At 71.6% G+C, this 14409-nt stretch carries 18 protein-coding genes; 14 read left to right on the top strand and 4 right to left on the bottom strand.

Translation table 11 applies throughout. The annotated features are described in order from the left end of the window. Nucleotides 1-82 precede the first annotated feature (82 nt). The 10 genes from sufD (at nt 83) to ACZ6N8_RS29855 (ending at nt 6943) form a co-directional block, all read left to right on the top strand. Nucleotides 83-1249: a Fe-S cluster assembly protein SufD gene (gene sufD, locus ACZ6N8_RS29810; protein ID WP_466014223.1), complete on the top strand. Its 1167-nt coding sequence runs from the start codon at nt 83-85 to the stop codon at nt 1247-1249. Next, nucleotides 1249-1575 carry a non-heme iron oxygenase ferredoxin subunit gene (locus tag ACZ6N8_RS29815; protein ID WP_387124138.1) on the top strand — a complete coding sequence of 109 codons (327 nt, stop codon included), beginning with the start codon at nt 1249-1251 and terminating at the stop codon, nt 1573-1575. Before sufD ends, ACZ6N8_RS29815 begins: the two co-directional genes overlap by 1 nt. After that, a complete protein-coding gene (gene sufC, locus ACZ6N8_RS29820) occupies nt 1575-2348 on the top strand; it encodes a Fe-S cluster assembly ATPase SufC (protein WP_466014225.1) in 774 nt (257 codons plus the stop codon). The genes ACZ6N8_RS29815 and sufC overlap by 1 nt, the downstream gene beginning before the upstream one ends. Before the next feature lie 20 nt (nt 2349-2368). After that, nucleotides 2369-3673 (top strand): cysteine desulfurase, encoded by a 1305-nt coding sequence (locus ACZ6N8_RS29825; protein ID WP_466014227.1) that lies wholly within the window; start codon nt 2369-2371, stop codon nt 3671-3673. 2 nt (nt 3674-3675) lie between these two features. Further along, complete coding sequence (sufU, locus tag ACZ6N8_RS29830; RefSeq protein ID WP_121653048.1) at nt 3676-4149, top strand: Fe-S cluster assembly sulfur transfer protein SufU; 474 nt, start codon at nt 3676-3678, stop codon at nt 4147-4149. After that, complete coding sequence (locus tag ACZ6N8_RS29835; protein ID WP_139584647.1) at nt 4146-4610, top strand: metal-sulfur cluster assembly factor; 465 nt, start codon at nt 4146-4148, stop codon at nt 4608-4610. The genes sufU and ACZ6N8_RS29835 overlap by 4 nt, the downstream gene beginning before the upstream one ends. 239 nt (nt 4611-4849) lie before the next feature. Next, a complete protein-coding gene (locus ACZ6N8_RS29840) occupies nt 4850-5482 on the top strand; it encodes a LysE family transporter (protein ID WP_466014229.1) in 633 nt (210 codons plus the stop codon). Between the two features lie 52 nt (nt 5483-5534). Next, a complete protein-coding gene (locus ACZ6N8_RS29845) occupies nt 5535-6188 on the top strand; it encodes an acVLRF1 family peptidyl-tRNA hydrolase (protein WP_466014231.1) in 654 nt (217 codons plus the stop codon). Nucleotides 6189-6263: 75 nt separating this feature from the next. Next, nucleotides 6264-6563 (top strand): muconolactone Delta-isomerase family protein, encoded by a 300-nt coding sequence (locus ACZ6N8_RS29850; RefSeq protein ID WP_357989383.1) that lies wholly within the window; start codon nt 6264-6266, stop codon nt 6561-6563. A gap of 20 nt (nt 6564-6583) precedes the next feature. Then, nucleotides 6584-6943: an SgcJ/EcaC family oxidoreductase gene (locus ACZ6N8_RS29855; protein ID WP_466014233.1), complete on the top strand. Its 360-nt coding sequence runs from the start codon at nt 6584-6586 to the stop codon at nt 6941-6943. Nucleotides 6944-7029: 86 nt separating this feature from the next. On the opposite strand, the gene ypfJ is transcribed toward ACZ6N8_RS29855, so the two are convergent. Further along, nucleotides 7030-7953 (bottom strand): KPN_02809 family neutral zinc metallopeptidase, encoded by a 924-nt coding sequence (ypfJ, locus tag ACZ6N8_RS29860; RefSeq protein ID WP_466014235.1) that lies wholly within the window; start codon nt 7951-7953, stop codon nt 7030-7032. Nucleotides 7954-8215: 262 nt separating this feature from the next. On the opposite strand from ypfJ, the gene ACZ6N8_RS29865 reads away from it, so the two are divergent. Next, nucleotides 8216-9820 carry an ABC-F family ATP-binding cassette domain-containing protein gene (locus ACZ6N8_RS29865; protein ID WP_466014236.1) on the top strand — a complete coding sequence of 535 codons (1605 nt, stop codon included), beginning with the start codon at nt 8216-8218 and terminating at the stop codon, nt 9818-9820. 15 nt (nt 9821-9835) lie between these two features. Here ACZ6N8_RS29865 and ACZ6N8_RS29870 read toward each other — a convergent pair whose 3' ends face one another. Beyond that, nucleotides 9836-10435, bottom strand: a complete 600-nt coding sequence (locus ACZ6N8_RS29870; protein WP_364362747.1) for a cadmium resistance transporter — start codon at nt 10433-10435, stop codon at nt 9836-9838. Nucleotides 10436-10650: 215 nt separating this feature from the next. Between ACZ6N8_RS29870 and ACZ6N8_RS29875 the strand changes: the two genes are divergently transcribed. Continuing rightward, nucleotides 10651-10878: a helix-turn-helix domain-containing protein gene (locus ACZ6N8_RS29875; protein WP_074312753.1), complete on the top strand. Its 228-nt coding sequence runs from the start codon at nt 10651-10653 to the stop codon at nt 10876-10878. Nucleotides 10879-10896: 18 nt separating this feature from the next. On the opposite strand, the gene ACZ6N8_RS29880 is transcribed toward ACZ6N8_RS29875, so the two are convergent. Continuing rightward, entirely contained in the window at nt 10897-11037 is a 141-nt protein-coding gene (locus tag ACZ6N8_RS29880) for a hypothetical protein (RefSeq protein WP_244295905.1), read from the bottom strand. On the opposite strand from ACZ6N8_RS29880, the gene ACZ6N8_RS29885 reads away from it, so the two are divergent. Further along, nucleotides 10979-11692 carry an enoyl-CoA hydratase/isomerase family protein gene (locus ACZ6N8_RS29885; RefSeq protein ID WP_466014264.1) on the top strand — a complete coding sequence of 238 codons (714 nt, stop codon included), beginning with the start codon at nt 10979-10981 and terminating at the stop codon, nt 11690-11692. The two genes, ACZ6N8_RS29880 and ACZ6N8_RS29885, sit on opposite strands and share 59 nt — an antisense overlap. Nucleotides 11693-11804: 112 nt before the next feature. Beyond that, nucleotides 11805-13781, top strand: a complete 1977-nt coding sequence (locus tag ACZ6N8_RS29890) for an ABC transporter ATP-binding protein (protein ID WP_466014266.1) — start codon at nt 11805-11807, stop codon at nt 13779-13781. A gap of 12 nt (nt 13782-13793) precedes the next feature. On the opposite strand, the gene mug is transcribed toward ACZ6N8_RS29890, so the two are convergent. Continuing rightward, nucleotides 13794-14399, bottom strand: coding sequence for a G/U mismatch-specific DNA glycosylase (gene mug, locus ACZ6N8_RS29895; RefSeq protein WP_466014239.1), 606 nt, complete (start codon nt 14397-14399; stop codon nt 13794-13796). Nucleotides 14400-14409 lie beyond the last annotated feature (10 nt).

Genomic DNA, 14409 nt, shown 5'->3' on the forward strand with positions numbered 1-14409 from the left:
GCCTCGGACGGGCCCGGACCCGGTACGCCGGGTCCGGTCCGGCCCGCTTTGACCCTCCGATTCATGACAGACCAAGGAAGAAATGACTACCCAGGCTTCCGCGCCGCCGCCCAGCACCAAGTCGCAGGCGCTGCGCTCGTTCGACGTCGCCGACTTCCCGGCCCTCACCGGCCTGGAGGAGGAGTGGCGTTTCACCCCGCTCAAGCGCCTCCGCGGCCTGGTCGGCGACGGGCCGGCGTCGTCGGACGAGGCGTCGGCCGCGTCCGGCGCCGTCCGGCACGAGTACGGCGACCTGCCCGAGGGCGTGGCCGTCGGACGGGTCGGCCGTGACGACAAGCGGATCGGCAGCGTGCTCACGCCCGTCGACCGGGTGAGCGCGCTGGCGTACGGCGCGGCCACCGACGCCCTGCTGGTGCGTGTCGACCCCGACGTGGTGCTCGGCGCTCCGGTGCGCCTGCGCGTGGTCGGCAACGGCGCCGGGCAGCCGGCGTTCGGTCACACCTTCGTCGAGGTGGGCCGCTTCGCCGAGGTGACAGTGGTGCTGGAGCACGTCGGGTCGGCCACCCTTGCCGACAACGTCGAGGTCACGGTGGCCGACGGCGCGAAGCTGACCCTGGTCACGGTGGCCGACTGGGCCGACGACGCGGTCCAGGCGCAGCATCTCAAGATCAAGCTGGGTCGGGACGCCAAGGTCATCCACATCCAGGTCACCCTCGGCGGTGACCTGGTCCGGCAGTTCACCTCTGTGGAGTACACCGGCCGGGGCGGCGAGGCGGAGCTGTACGGCGTCTACTTCGCCGACTCCGGCCAGCACCTGGAGCACCGGCAGCTGGTCGACCACAACGTGCCGGACTGCCGCAGCTACGTCGGCTACCGGGGCGCTCTGCAGGGCGACGACGCGCACACCGTCTGGGTGGGTGACGTGCTGATCCAGGCCGAGGCGACAGGCACCGACACGTACGAGATCAACAGGAACCTGCTGCTCAGCGACGGCGCGCGTGCGGACTCCGTACCCAATCTGGAGATCGAGACCGGCGAGATCGCCGGCGCCGGCCACGCCAGCGCGACCGGCCGCTTCGACGACGAGCAGTTGTTCTACCTGATGGCCCGGGGCATCCCGGAGGGTGAGGCCCGACGCCTGGTGGTCCGGGGCTTCTTCGCCGAGCTGATCAACAAGATCCCGGTGGAGGAGCTGCGCGAGCGCCTGGGCGAGGCGATCGAGGCCCGGCTCGCCAAGGCCGGCGCCTGATGATCCGGATCTGCTCCACCGAGGACGTGCCGAAGGGCACCGCCATCAGCGCGGACGTCGACGGCACTCCGATCGCCCTGGTGCACGCCGAGGACGGCAACTTCTACGCCGCGTACGACGAGTGCTCGCACGCCGCGGTCGCCCTCTCCGAGGGTGAGGTCGACGGCTGCACGCTCGAGTGCTGGTTGCACGGCTCGCGCTTCGACCTGCGCACCGGCGAGCCGACCGGCCTGCCCGCCACCGAACCCGTACCCGTCTACCCCGTCGACGTCCGCGACGGCGACATCTACCTCAGCCTGACGCCGAGTAATGGAGTGACCCGATAATGAGCACCCTGGAGATCCGCGACCTGAAGGTGTCGGTCAAGCTGCCCGAGGGTGAGCTCAAGCCGATCCTGGCCGGTGTCGACCTGACCGTGAGGTCCGGTGAGACCCACGCGATCATGGGCCCGAACGGCTCCGGCAAGTCCACCCTGGCGTACTCGATCGCCGGCCACCCCAAGTACGAGATCACCGGCGGCACGGTCACCCTCGACGGCGAGGACGTGCTGGCCATGACCGTCGACGAGCGCGCCCGCGCCGGCCTCTTCCTGGCCATGCAGTACCCGGTCGAGGTGCCCGGCGTCTCGGTGGCGAACTTCCTGCGCACCGCGAAGACCGCCATCGACGGCGAGGCCCCGAAGCTGCGCACCTGGGGTGGCGAGCTGCGCGGCGCGATGGAGCGCCTCCAGATGGACCCGGCGTTCGCCCAGCGCAACGTCAACGAGGGCTTCTCCGGTGGTGAGAAGAAGCGGCACGAGATCGTCCAGCTGGAGCTTCTCAAGCCGAAGATCGCCGTCCTCGACGAGACCGACTCCGGCCTCGACGTGGACGCGCTGCGCGTGGTCAGCGAGGGCGTCAACCGGGTCCGCGACAACGGCGACACCGGCGTGCTGCTGATCACCCACTACACGCGGATCCTGCGCTACATCAAGCCGGACTTCGTGCACGTCTTCGTGGCCGGCCGGATCGTCGAGCAGGGCGGCCCGGAGCTGGCCGACAAGCTCGAGGCCGAGGGCTACGAGCGGTACGCCGCCGGGGCCGGCACGGCCAGGGCCTGACCGAGAGAGGCGCTGCCGAGATGACCAGCATCGCGATCCCTGAGGGGATGCCGCAGTACGACGACGTGCCGCGTTTCGACGTGGCCCGGGTGCGCGCCGACTTCCCGATCCTCGATCGGGAGATCAACGGGCACCCGCTGGTCTACCTCGACAGCGCCAACACCTCGCACAAGCCGCGGGTGGTGCTCGACGTGCTCGCCGAGCACTACGCGCTGCACAACGCGAACGTGTCGCGCTCGGTGCACACCCTGGGCACCGAGGCCACCGAGGCGTACGAGGGGGCGCGGGCGAAGGTCGCCGCGTTCATCAACGCGCCGAGCGTGGACGAGGTGGTGTTCACGAAGAACTCCACCGAGGCGATCAACGTGGTGGCGTACGCCTTCTCCAACGCCTCGCTGCGCCCCGACGGCGACCCCCGGTTCCGGCTGGGGCCGGGCGACGAGGTGGTGATCTCCGAGATGGAGCACCACTCGAACATCGTCCCGTGGCAGCTGCTGTGCGAGCGCACCGGCGCGACCCTGCGCTGGTTCCCCGTCACCGACCAGGGCCGGCTCGACGAGTCGGGCCTGGACGACCTGGTCACCGAACGGACGAAGATCGTCTCGCTGGTGCACATGTCGAACATCCTCGGCACCGTCAACGCGACCTCCCGGATCACCGCGCGGGTCCGCGAGGTGGGTGCCCTGCTGCTGCTGGACTGCTCGCAGTCGGTGCCGCACCTGCCCATCGACGTGGTCGACCTGGACGCCGACTACATCGTGTTCACCGGGCACAAGATGTGCGGCCCGACCGGCATCGGTGTGCTCTGGGGCCGGGGTGAGCTGCTGGCGGCCATGCCGCCGGTGTTCGGTGGCGGTTCGATGATCGAGACGGTCACCATGGCCGGGTCGACGTTCGCGGCACCGCCGGCCCGGTTCGAGGCGGGCACCCCGCCGATCGCCGAGGCGGTAGCGCTCGGTGCTGCGGTGGACTACCTCACCGGGATCGGCATGGCGTCGATCCAGTGGCACGAGAAGGAGCTGACGGCATACGCGCTCGACGCTCTCGGCTCGGTGCCCGACCTGCGGATCTTCGGCCCGACAGTGCCGGTGGGTCGCGGCGGCACCATCTCGTTCGCGCTTGGTGACGTCCACCCGCACGACGTGGGTCAGGTGCTCGACTCGCTCGGCGTGCAGGTGCGGGTGGGTCACCACTGTGCCAAGCCGGTGTGCAGCCGGTTCGGCGTCCCGGCCATGACCCGGGCCTCGTTCTACCTCTACACCACCACCGGGGAGATCGACGCTCTGGTGGCCGGTCTGGAGCAGGTGCGGAAGGTGTTCGACTGATGGTGCAGCTCGACCAGCTCTACCAGGAGATCATCCTGGATCACTACAAGCATCCGCACGGGCGTGGCCTGCGCGACGCCGACGACCCGGGCGACCAGGTCGCCGAAGCGCACCACGTCAACCCGACCTGCGGTGACGAGGTCACCGTCCGGGTGGCCACCGACGGCGCCGTGCTGCACGACATCTCGTACGACGGGATGGGCTGTTCGATCAGCCAGGCCTCGGCGAGTGTCCTGCACGAGTTGCTGCGCGGCCGGGGCGCCGGGGAAGCATTCGAGGTGCACGAGGCGTTCGTGGAGTTGATGTCCGGACGTGGCCAGGTCACGCCGGACGAGGACGTACTCGGTGACGGGGTTGCTTTCGCGGGTGTCGCCCGCTACCCCGCCCGGGTCAAGTGCGCGCTGCTGCCGTGGATGGCGTTCAAGGACGCGGCGGCACGCGCCGGTGTGGGCGTGAGCCCGGAGGTGAAGGCATGAGCAGCGAGAACACCGCTACCGCGGCGACGCCGGAGGCCGGTGACGCCACCGCGGCGCCGCAGACCGACGCCGTGACGACCGACAGTGCCGCGACGGCGGGTGCCGGCGATGCCGCCACCCCGACGGCGGGCGTCAGCAAGGCCATGATCGCCGACATCGAGGAGGCGATGAAGGACGTCGTCGACCCGGAGCTCGGCATCAACGTGGTCGACCTCGGCCTGGTGTACGGCGTGCACGTCGACGACGAGAACATCGCCACCCTGGACATGACGCTCACCTCGGCGGCCTGCCCGCTGACCGACGTCATCGAGGACCAGGCCCGGCAGGCGCTGACCACCGGCCCCGGCGGCGGTCTGGTCAACGACATCCGGATCAACTGGGTGTGGCTCCCGCCGTGGGGCCCTGACAAGATCACTGACGAGGGTCGGGACCAGCTCCGTTCCCTCGGCTTCAACGTCTGAGTCGACCCCGGTCGGCTCTGCCCGTCGAGCGTGGCACCCCACCGGGGTGCCGCGCTCGACGCGTTCCGCCCCTGACAACGGCGCGCCCGGTGGGAAATGTGGTGGCGGAGGTGCGGCTGCGGGGCGCAGGATGCGGCGGTGACTGAGGCGTACCCGATGCAGGTCCCTGTCCGTGCGGCGACTGCCGTGCGTCGACAGCGGCCGGTCCACGGGCGGGCCTCGATCCGGCTTCGACGGCAGTGAGCGGGGCGTTCCTGGCCGGCCTGGTGGCCGGCTACGGCGTCGCCATCCCGGTCGGCGCGATCGCCATCCTGATCCTGGGGCTCAGTGCCCGTACCTCGTTCCGGGTCGGGGCCGCGGCGGCGCTCGCCGTGGCGACCGCCGACGGGCTCTACGCGGCCGTCGCCACGCTCGGCGGCGCCGGTCTGGCCGGGCTCATCGCGCCGGTCGCCGGTCCGCTGCGGATCCTCGCGGCCGTGGTGCTGCTCGGTCTCGCCGCGCACGGTCTCTGGCGCACCTGGTCGACCCACCGTTCCGGGCGACCGCAGGCGGCGCGCGCCGGCGCCGGCCTGGGCACCCCCGGGCGTGCCTACGCGGCGCTGCTCGGGTTGACACTGCTGAACCCGACGACGGTGCTCTACTTCACCGCCCTGGTGCTCGGCCGTCGGGACTCGGCCGACCCGGGCGCCGTCCCCGCGGCGCTGTTCGTGGCGGGTGTGTTCCTGGCGTCGGCGAGCTGGCAGCTGCTCGTCGCCGGCGGCGGTTCGGTGGTCGGTCGGGCGTTGACCGGGCCGCGCGGCCGGCTGGTCACCGGCCTGGTCTCCAGCGCGCTCATCGCCGCGCTGGCGGTGGCGGCGCTGCTGCCGGGTTGAGCGGTAGCCGCCCGGCCGCCCAGGAGGGCACGCGGTGCCGTACGGTCGGGCGGTGACCAGTCGACCCGCAGCCGGGGGAGGCCGGTGGGTCGAGGTCGACCCGGCCCGCGTCGGCCGCTGGGTCGAGGGCTTCGCCGACCGGCACGGCCCGCACACCACCACCGCCCGGGAGTACGGCCTGCTGCTCACCGCGGCCGACGGGACAACCGCCGAGTTGTACGCCCCGCCGGGAGCACCGGCCGGCGTCGACGTGCCCGGGTTCGTGGCGTCCGCCGTCGCGCCCCGCCGGATCGGCCTGCTGTTGGCCCGCAAGGGCGCGGTGGCGATCGGTGTGGCCGACGGCCCCGACCTCGTCGTCTCCAAGGTCGACACCCGGTACGTGCAGGGGCGCACGGCGGCGGGGGGCTGGTCGCAGCACCGGTTCGCCAGGCGGCGCGACAACCAGGCCAGGGCGGCGCTCGGCGATGCGGCGGACCTGGCCGTACGACTGCTGTTGCCGCAGGCGGCGAGGCTCACCGCTGTGGTGTGCGGCGGTGACCGGCGGGCGGTGGACACGGTGCTTGCCGACCGGCGGCTGTCCCCGCTGGTGCCGCTGCGGGCCGAGCGGCTGCTCGACGTGCCGGAGCCCCGCCACGCGGTGCTGGTGTCGGCGGTCGCCGCTGCCCGGGCGGTACGGATCCGGCTGCGCGACCCCGCACCCGACTGACCGGGACGTCGACGGCGACTGCCGAAGACCGGGGTTCCCGGCGTGCTGGTCCCCAGGTGGTCGGAGGATGGGCACGTGGAGTTTCTGGTTGACATGGTGACGACGGTGCCGGCGGGCACGTCCGACGACGAGGTGGCCGACATGCGTGCCCGAGAGGCGGCGCGCTCGGCCGAGCTGACGGCGCGGGGCAGTCTCCTGCGGCTGTGGCGGCCGCCGCTGGCGCCGGGGGAGTGGCGTACGTGGGGGCTGTTCCAGGCCGCCGACGCGGATGAGTTGGAGGCGGTACTGGCGTCGATGCCGCTGCGCGCCTGGCGGCGGGAGGCGGTGACGCCGTTGACGCCGCACCCGAACGACCCGGGTCAGCCGCCCCGTTGAGCCGCTCCCGGAAAGCTGCCATGTCCGAGGTCCAGATCCTGCGTACCGTCCTCGACCGGTGGCGGTCGGCGGTCGACGCCCACGGCCCTGATCGCGTCGCGTCGTGCTTCACCGAGGACACGATCTTCCAGGGGCTGCGCCCGTACACGGTGGGCCGGAACGGCGTGGCTGCCTACTACGCCGCCCAGCCGCTCGGCCTGACCGCCACGTACGACGTCCGGGAGGCCCGCCGGCTCGCCGACGACCTGGTCCTCGGCTACCTGGAGGTGGAGTTCGGGTTCACCGACCGGCCGGCATTGACAGTGAACCTCGGCGTGCTCCTTCGCCGGATCGACGACGACTGGCTGATCGGCCACTACCAGGTCTCGAAACTGCCCTGACCGCCCGATCGCGTCGAGGACGGAGTGTGGTGGCGGGCGAGGGCCCGTCGCACCACCACTCCATCCTCGACGGTGGGCGTGTCAGGTCAGAGCTGGTCGGTGGCGAAGGTGTCGCAGGTCTTCGGGTCGCCCTTGTCGTAGCCCTGGGTGAACCAGCGCTTGCGCTGCTCGGACGTGCCGTGGGTGAACTGGTCCGGGTTGACCCGCCCGCCGGAGCGCTCCTGGATGCTGTCGTCACCGATCGCCTCGGCGGCGTCGACGGCCTGGTTGATGTCGGCCTCGGTGATCGACGTGAAGAGCGGCTGCTGTCCGGTCTTGTCCTTGCTCTCGGTCGCGTGCTTGGCCCAGGCGCCGGCGTAGCAGTCGGCCTGCAACTCCAACCGCACGGAGGCGGAGCGGGGGCCGCTCTGGTCGCCCTGGCCGGCCTTGGCGTTGGTGCCGAGCAGGTTCTGGATGTGGTGGCCGTACTCGTGGGCGAGCACGTACGGCTGGGCGAACTCGCCCTTGGCGCCGAAGCGGGAAGCCAGCTCGTCGTAGAAGCTCAGGTCGATGTACACCTTGCGGTCGGCCGGGCAGTAGAACGGCCCGACGCCCGAGTCGGCCTGACCGCAGCCGGTGTTCACGGCGGCCTGGAAGAAGTTCGTGGTGGTGGGCTCGTACCTGCCGTTGCCCAACTCCGGGTACGCCTTCTGCCAGTAGGCCTGGATGCTGTTGACGTAGAGCAGGTTGCGGCAGCGCGGGTCGTCGAGACGGTCGGCGTTGGCGGTGGAGCACACCTGATCCAGGTCGCTGCCGCCGGCCTGGCCGCCCTCGTCGCCGTTGGTCATGGCGTTGAGACCGAACCCGCCGCCGAGCAGGGCGACGAGCACGGCCACCACGATGCCGATGATGCCGCCCCGGCCGCCGCCTCCCGGGATGGGGATGCCGATGCCGCCACCCGACCCGCCGCCGCCCCGGCCCAGGTCGTTGGCCTGGGAGGTGTCGAGCTCGGCCCGCTCGTTGAGTTCCATACTGACCCCGATCGCCGTATGCCGGTGAATGTCGCTTCTGTATCGGTTCGTCATAAAGGTGCCGGACGGGGTCCGGACAGGCGTTCCGGTACCCGATGATCTTGATCGCTAATCCGGGCGGCCCGCCTCGGGGCGCCCGGTACACTTGTCCCCGTGCCGCGCTGCGAAGGCTGAACCGCCCCGCGCCGACGGGCCCACCGCCCGCCGGCGCTTTCGCGTGCCCTGAGTCAGCCTTCCAGACCCCGAGAGCGAGTCCCACGAGATGATCACTGCCACCGGCCTGGAGCTGCGTGCCGGCTCCCGGATCCTGCTGTCCGACACCACCCTGCGCGTGCAGCCAGGTGACCGGATCGGCCTGGTCGGTCGCAACGGCGCCGGCAAGACCACCACCCTGAAGGTGCTCGCCGGCGAGGGGCAGCCGTACGGCGGCCAGATCGACCAGCGCAGCGCCATCGGCTACCTCCCGCAGGACCCGCGCACCGGCGACCTGGAGGTGACCGGCCGCGACCGGGTCCTCTCCGCCCGCGGCCTGGACGTGCTGATGTCCCAGATGAAGGACATCGAGGCCCAGCTCGCCGAGGACGCCAACGAGAAGCTGGTCCGCCGCTACGGCGCGCTGGAGGACCAGTTCGCCGCCCTGGGCGGGTACGCGGCCGAGGCCGAGGCCGCCCGGATCTGCGCCAACCTGGGCCTGCCGGACCGGGCGCTCGCGCAGACCATCGGCACCCTCTCCGGTGGTCAGCGCCGGCGCATCGAGCTGGCCCGGATCCTGTTCCGGGACGCGGGTGAGAACGGCGGCGGCATCCTGCTGCTCGACGAGCCGACGAACCACCTGGACGCCGACTCGATCACCTGGCTGCGCGGCTTCCTCGCCAACCACAAGGGCGGCCTGATCGTGATCTCCCACGATGGCGCGCTGCTGGAGTCGGTGGTCAACAAGGTCTGGTTCCTCGACGCCACCCGGTCCGTGATCGACGTCTACAACCTGGGCTGGAAGGCGTACCTGGAGGCCCGCGAGACCGACGAGCGGCGTCGCCGCCGGGAGCGGGCCAACGCGGAGAAGAAGGCCGGCGCGCTGATGGCGCAGGCCGACAAGATGCGGGCCAAGGCCACCAAGACCGTCGCCGCGCAGAACATGGCCCGCCGGGCCGAGAAGCTGATCTCCGGCCTCGAGGAGGTACGGGTCGCCGACCGGGTCGCCAAGGTGCGTTTCCCCAGCCCCGCGCCGTGCGGCAAGACCCCGCTCACGGCGACCGGCCTGTCCAAGTCGTACGGCTCGCTGGAGATCTTCACCGACGTCAACGTGGCGGTGGACAGGGGTTCCCGGGTGGCCATCCTCGGGCTCAACGGCGCCGGCAAGACGACACTGCTGCGGATGCTCGGCGGGCTGCTGACCCCGGACACCGGTGAGGTGCACGCGGGGCACGGGCTGCGGTTGGGCTACTACGCCCAGGAGCACGAGACGCTGGACGTGGAGCGGACGGTGCTGGAGAACATGCGGGCTGCCGCCGTCGAGCAGTCCGACACCGACCTGCGCAAGATCCTCGGCGCGTTCCTCTTCTCCGGAGACGACGTGAACAAGCCGGCCGGGGTGCTCTCCGGTGGCGAGAAGACCCGGCTGGCCCTGTCCACCCTTGTCTGTTCCGGTGCCAACGTGCTGCTGCTCGACGAGCCGACGAACAACCTCGACCCGGTCAGCCGCGAGCAGGTGCTCGACGCCATCGCCAACTATCCGGGCGCCATCGTGCTCGTCACGCACGACCCGGGCGCCGTGCTGGCCCTCAAGCCGGACCGCGCGATCCTGCTGCCCGACGGCGACGAGGACGCCTGGAGCGACGACCTGCTCGAGCTGGTCGAGCTGGCCTGACCGGCCCCGGCCCGGTCAGCCGAGCAGGTCGACCAGTTCGCCGAGCACGCCGGAACCGGCCAGGATCACCACACCGATGCCGATGAAGATCGCCGGTACCAGCCAGTGGCCGGCGCGCTCGACCAGCCGGACCACACGGGGGTGCCCGCCGAGCCAGGCGCCGGCGGCGCACCACAGCGCGATGAGCAGCACGAACATCAGTAGGAAGATCGCACTGTCGGCCGGCCCGAGCGCCCGGAACACAGGTACGTAGACGGCCACGTTGTCGGCGCCGTTGGCGATGGTCACCCCTGCCACACCGAGGGTGGACGCCACCACCGCAGGCGTCTCGTCGTCGTCGCGGCGCGCCAGGGCACGGACTCCCAGGGCGATCGGCAGCAGACCGAGCAGCCCGGTCCACGGCTCGGGCACCACCAGCAGGCCTGCCGCGACGACCGCGCTGGCCAGCGCCAGCGCGCCGATTCCCAGGTACTGACCTGTGACGATCTGCCAGGGGCGGGGTCGGCCGCCGGTGCGGGCCGCGACGAAGAAGAGCGTCAGGATGACGATGTCGTCGATGTCGGTGGCGGCGAACACCACAGCCGCTCCGGCCGCGGTGCCCAGGAGGTCGATCATGACCGAAGGGTACGGCCGTCGGCGGGTGTCGCCGCGCCGCGATGGTACGCCCAGCCGGCGCGGCGGGACGGATCGCCAGGATCACTCTATCGGGAAGCTGACATTGCATAGCGTGTCGGTTGGCGAAGAGTTGATATCTGGCGCATGATCGTTCGAGGCGGTCTAATAGGTGGGACCGTATCCGAACCGCACAGTCTGGGACGTGAGGACACAGCATGGCAGCCACTGGCACAGCCACCAGCACTGAGAAGGGTCGCCGGATCATCGGAGCCGAGCGTCAGACGCTCGCCAAGGACCTGGTAAAGCGGTACACCTCGGGGGAGAGCATCCGCGCGCTGGCGGCCTCGACCGGCCGTTCCTACGGGTTCATCCACCGAGTGCTCACCGAGTCCGGGGTGCAGCTGCGTCAGCGCGGCGGTGCCCGGCGCCGCAAGAAGGCGTGACCCGCCCCTCAGCGTCGTTCACCAGCGCCGCGCCCCGGGCCGCCCGGTGACCGCCGAGGCGACCGGGGTCCGGCTGACCTGCGACGGGCCGGTTGCCACGGTGACGTTGTGCCGGCCCGACGTGCTCAACGCCCAGACGCCCGCGATGTGGCGCGCCATGAGCGACTTCTCCCGGGACCTGCCCGGCGATGTACGGGTGGTGGTGGTCCGTGGTGAGGGCCGCGCGTTCTCCGCAGGCCTCGACCTGTCGGTGGCCGGCGCCTCCGGTCCGGGGTCGTTCGCCGAGCTGGCCACGCTGCCCGAGCAGGAGTGCGCGGACCGGATCGCCGAGTTCCAGACGGGTTTCACCTGGCTGCACCGCCCCGATCTCATCACGGTGGCCGCCGTGCAGGGCCACGCGATCGGCGCCGGTTTCCAACTGGCGCTCGCCTGTGACCTGCGCGTCCTCGCCGCCGACGCGAAGCTGTCGATGGCCGAGGTGACCCTCGGGCTGGTGCCCGACCTGGCTGGCACGAAGCGCCTCGTGGAACTGGTCGGCTATTCCCGGGCGCTGGAGATCTGCGCGACAGGCCGCCGGCTGGACGCCGCCGAGGCGGACCGGATCGGATTGGCCACGCTCGTCGTACCGCCGGGTGAGCTGGACGACGCGGTCCGCGACCTGAGCGCGGGCCTGCTCGCGGGCGCCCGCGACGCCGTCGTGGAGATCAAGGCTTTGCTCGCCGGCGCGGCCGGGCGTTCGCCCGCCGACCAGCAGCGAGCCGAACGCGAGGCGCAGACCCGCCGGCTGCGCGACCTCGCCGGTCGGGGAGAATAGTAAGGACCGCACGGGAAGATCCGGGTTACGACCGAGGTTGTCAGAGTCGTCGGGAGAATTGACCTGACGTGCGGTCCGCCCGACGACCCGGAGGTGAACGGTGTCCAACCCGATGTCCGGCGGTGGCATGGCGGGATGGAGCATGCTCCGGTCGATGCGCAACCGCGACGAGGTCTCCGCCCACCGGCTCAAGCGTGGGGTGGCCCGGCGGATCGTCGCCTTCGCCCAGCCGTACCGCCGCGACATCATCATCTTCCTGGCCACCGTGGTGCTTGCCGCCATCATCGGCGTGGCCACCCCGGTGCTCGCCGGCGACGTGATCAACGCGATCAACAGGGGTGGCGCCGAGGCGGGCCGGCTGGTGGTCCGCCTGGCACTGTTCATCGCCGCGCTCGCCGTCGCCGACGCGCTGCTGTCCCTGGCCCAACGCTGGTATTCGGCACGCATCGGCGAGGGCATCATCCTCAACCTGCGCACCCGGGTCTACGACCACGTGCAGCGGATGCCGTTGCAGTTCTTCACCCGCACCCAGACCGGCGCCCTGGTCAGTCGACTCAACAACGACGTGCTCGGCGCCCAGCGGGCGTTCACCTCCACCCTCTCCGGCGTGGTCAGCAACGTCATCCAACTCGTGCTCACCGCCGCGGTCATGTTCACCCTGTCGTGGCAGATCACCGCGCTCTCCCTGGTCCTGCTGCCGATCTTCATCATCCCGGCCCGCCGGGTCGGGCGGCGCCTGGCCGACATCACACGTGAGGCGTACAACCTCGACGCCAAGATGAGCGCGACGATGACCGAGCGGTTCGGGGTGGCCGGCGCGCTGCTGGTGAAGCTCTTCGGCCAGCCCGAGATCGAGGCCCGCCGGTTCGCCGACCGGGCCGAACGGGTCCGCGACATCGGCATCCAGTCCGCCATGTACTCCCGCACGTTCTTCGTGGCGATGCTGCTGGTGGCGTCGCTGGCGCAGGCCCTCACGTACGGCCTCGGCGGCTGGCTCGCGGTCACCGGAGGCGTCAGCGCGGGCACAGTCGTGACCCTCGCGCTGCTGCTGACCCGCCTGTACGGTCCGCTCACCGCGCTCTCCAACGTCCGGGTCGACGTGATGAGCGCGCTTGTCTCCTTCGACCGCGTCTTCGAGGTGCTCGACCTCCAACCCGGCATCGTGGAGAGGCCCGACGCGGTGCCGGTGCCCCGGGGCAACGGCCGGGTCGACTTCCGGGACGTGCGGTTCCGCTACCCGAGCGCCGCCGAGATCTCCCTCGCCTCGCTGGAGGAGGTCGCCACCCTCGACCGGACGGTCAACGAGCCGGTGCTCAGGGGTGTCTCGTTCAGCGTCGAGCCGGGGCAGATGGTCGCCCTGGTCGGCCCGTCCGGCGCCGGCAAGTCGACGCTGTCCATGCTCATCTCCCGGATCTACGACGTCACCGACGGCCAGGTGCTCGTCGGCGGGGTGGACGTCCGCGACGCGACACTCGCCTCGCTGCGCGACGAGATCGGCGTGGTCACCCAGGATTCGCACCTGTTCCACGAGACGATCGCCGAGAACCTGCGCTACGCCAAGCCGGACGCCACCGACGACGAGATCTGGGCGGCCCTCGCCGGTGCCCAGGTCGCCGACCTGGTCCGGTCGCTGCCCGACGGGCTGGACACCACCGTGGGGGAGCGCGGCTACCGGTTCTCCGGCGGCGAGAAGCAACGCATCGCCATCGCCCGGCTGCTGCTCAAGGCCCCGTCGATCGTGATCCTCGACGAGGCCACCGCACATCTGGACTCGGAGAGCGAGGCCGCCGTGCAGCGGGCGCTGTCGGTGGCGCTGGCCGGGCGTACCGCCCTGGTGATCGCGCACCGGCTCTCCACCGTCCGCGACGCCGACCAGATCCTGGTCCTCGACGGCGGGCGGATCGTCGAGCGGGGCCGCCACGACGAGCTGGTGGCGGTCGGCGGGCTCTACGCCGAGCTGTACCGCACGCAGTTCGCCGTCGCCGACTCGCCCCGGCCCTTCGAGGACGCGACGGGCCCCGAGCCGGTGGTCATGCCGCTGGGCACGTACGTCGCCGACGAGGCGATGCCGCCCGCCGCCGCCAACTGACCGGCGGCGGGCTCAGCCCGTGCGGCGGTCCGGCAGGCCCGTCGCCACCCGCAGTTCGGCGAACGCGGCGCCCAGCGTGACAGGCGTGAAGTGCGCGTTCAGGCCACTCGGGTTGGGCAGCACCCACAGCCGCGCCCCGGCCAGCGACTCCGGCTGCGGCCCGAAGGCGGCCTTCGGCCGCTGAAAACCGATCCGGTACGCGGTCACCCCGACCACCGCCACCCATCGCGGCCGGTACCGGGCCACCTTGTCGGTGAGGATCGTGGCGCCGTCGAGGAGTTCGGAGGCGGTCAGCTCGTCCGCTCGGGCGCTGGCCCGCTCGGCCATGTTGGTGATGCCGAGCCCGAGGGCGGGCAGCGCGTCCTGTTCGCTCGGGTGCAGCAGTCGGGGAGTGAACCCGCCCGTGTGCAACGCCGGCCAGAACCGGTTCCCCGGTCGGGCGAAGTGCCAGCCGGTCGCGGCCGACCAGAGGCCGGGGTTGATGCCGACGAAGAGCACCGCGAGGCCGGGCGCGAGCACGTCGGGGATGGTCCGGTCAGCTGCGGCGGCCAGCTCCGCCCTGGTCGGCCGGGGATGGCCGGCGGCAGCACCGCCGGGCCGGGCCAGGTCTGGCGGCACCTCGCCGGCT

Source organism: Micromonospora sp. NPDC047521 (genome assembly GCF_055587305.1).

Coding starts and splice junctions, on each gene's coding strand:
- sufD (WP_466014223.1), top strand. CDS start 83: ATGACTACCCAGGCTTCCGCGCCGCCGCCCAGCACCAAGTCGCAGGCG.
- ACZ6N8_RS29815 (WP_387124138.1), top strand. CDS start 1,249: ATGATCCGGATCTGCTCCACCGAGGACGTGCCGAAGGGCACCGCCATC.
- sufC (WP_466014225.1), top strand. CDS start 1,575: ATGAGCACCCTGGAGATCCGCGACCTGAAGGTGTCGGTCAAGCTGCCC.
- ACZ6N8_RS29825 (WP_466014227.1), top strand. CDS start 2,369: ATGACCAGCATCGCGATCCCTGAGGGGATGCCGCAGTACGACGACGTG.
- ACZ6N8_RS29835 (WP_139584647.1), top strand. CDS start 4,146: ATGAGCAGCGAGAACACCGCTACCGCGGCGACGCCGGAGGCCGGTGAC.
- ACZ6N8_RS29855 (WP_466014233.1), top strand. CDS start 6,584: ATGTCCGAGGTCCAGATCCTGCGTACCGTCCTCGACCGGTGGCGGTCG.
- ypfJ (WP_466014235.1), bottom strand. CDS start 7,953: ATGGAACTCAACGAGCGGGCCGAGCTCGACACCTCCCAGGCCAACGAC.
- ACZ6N8_RS29865 (WP_466014236.1), top strand. CDS start 8,216: ATGATCACTGCCACCGGCCTGGAGCTGCGTGCCGGCTCCCGGATCCTG.
- ACZ6N8_RS29870 (WP_364362747.1), bottom strand. CDS start 10,435: ATGATCGACCTCCTGGGCACCGCGGCCGGAGCGGCTGTGGTGTTCGCC.
- ACZ6N8_RS29875 (WP_074312753.1), top strand. CDS start 10,651: ATGGCAGCCACTGGCACAGCCACCAGCACTGAGAAGGGTCGCCGGATC.
- ACZ6N8_RS29880 (WP_244295905.1), bottom strand. CDS start 11,037: ATGGCGCGCCACATCGCGGGCGTCTGGGCGTTGAGCACGTCGGGCCGG.
- ACZ6N8_RS29890 (WP_466014266.1), top strand. CDS start 11,805: ATGTCCGGCGGTGGCATGGCGGGATGGAGCATGCTCCGGTCGATGCGC.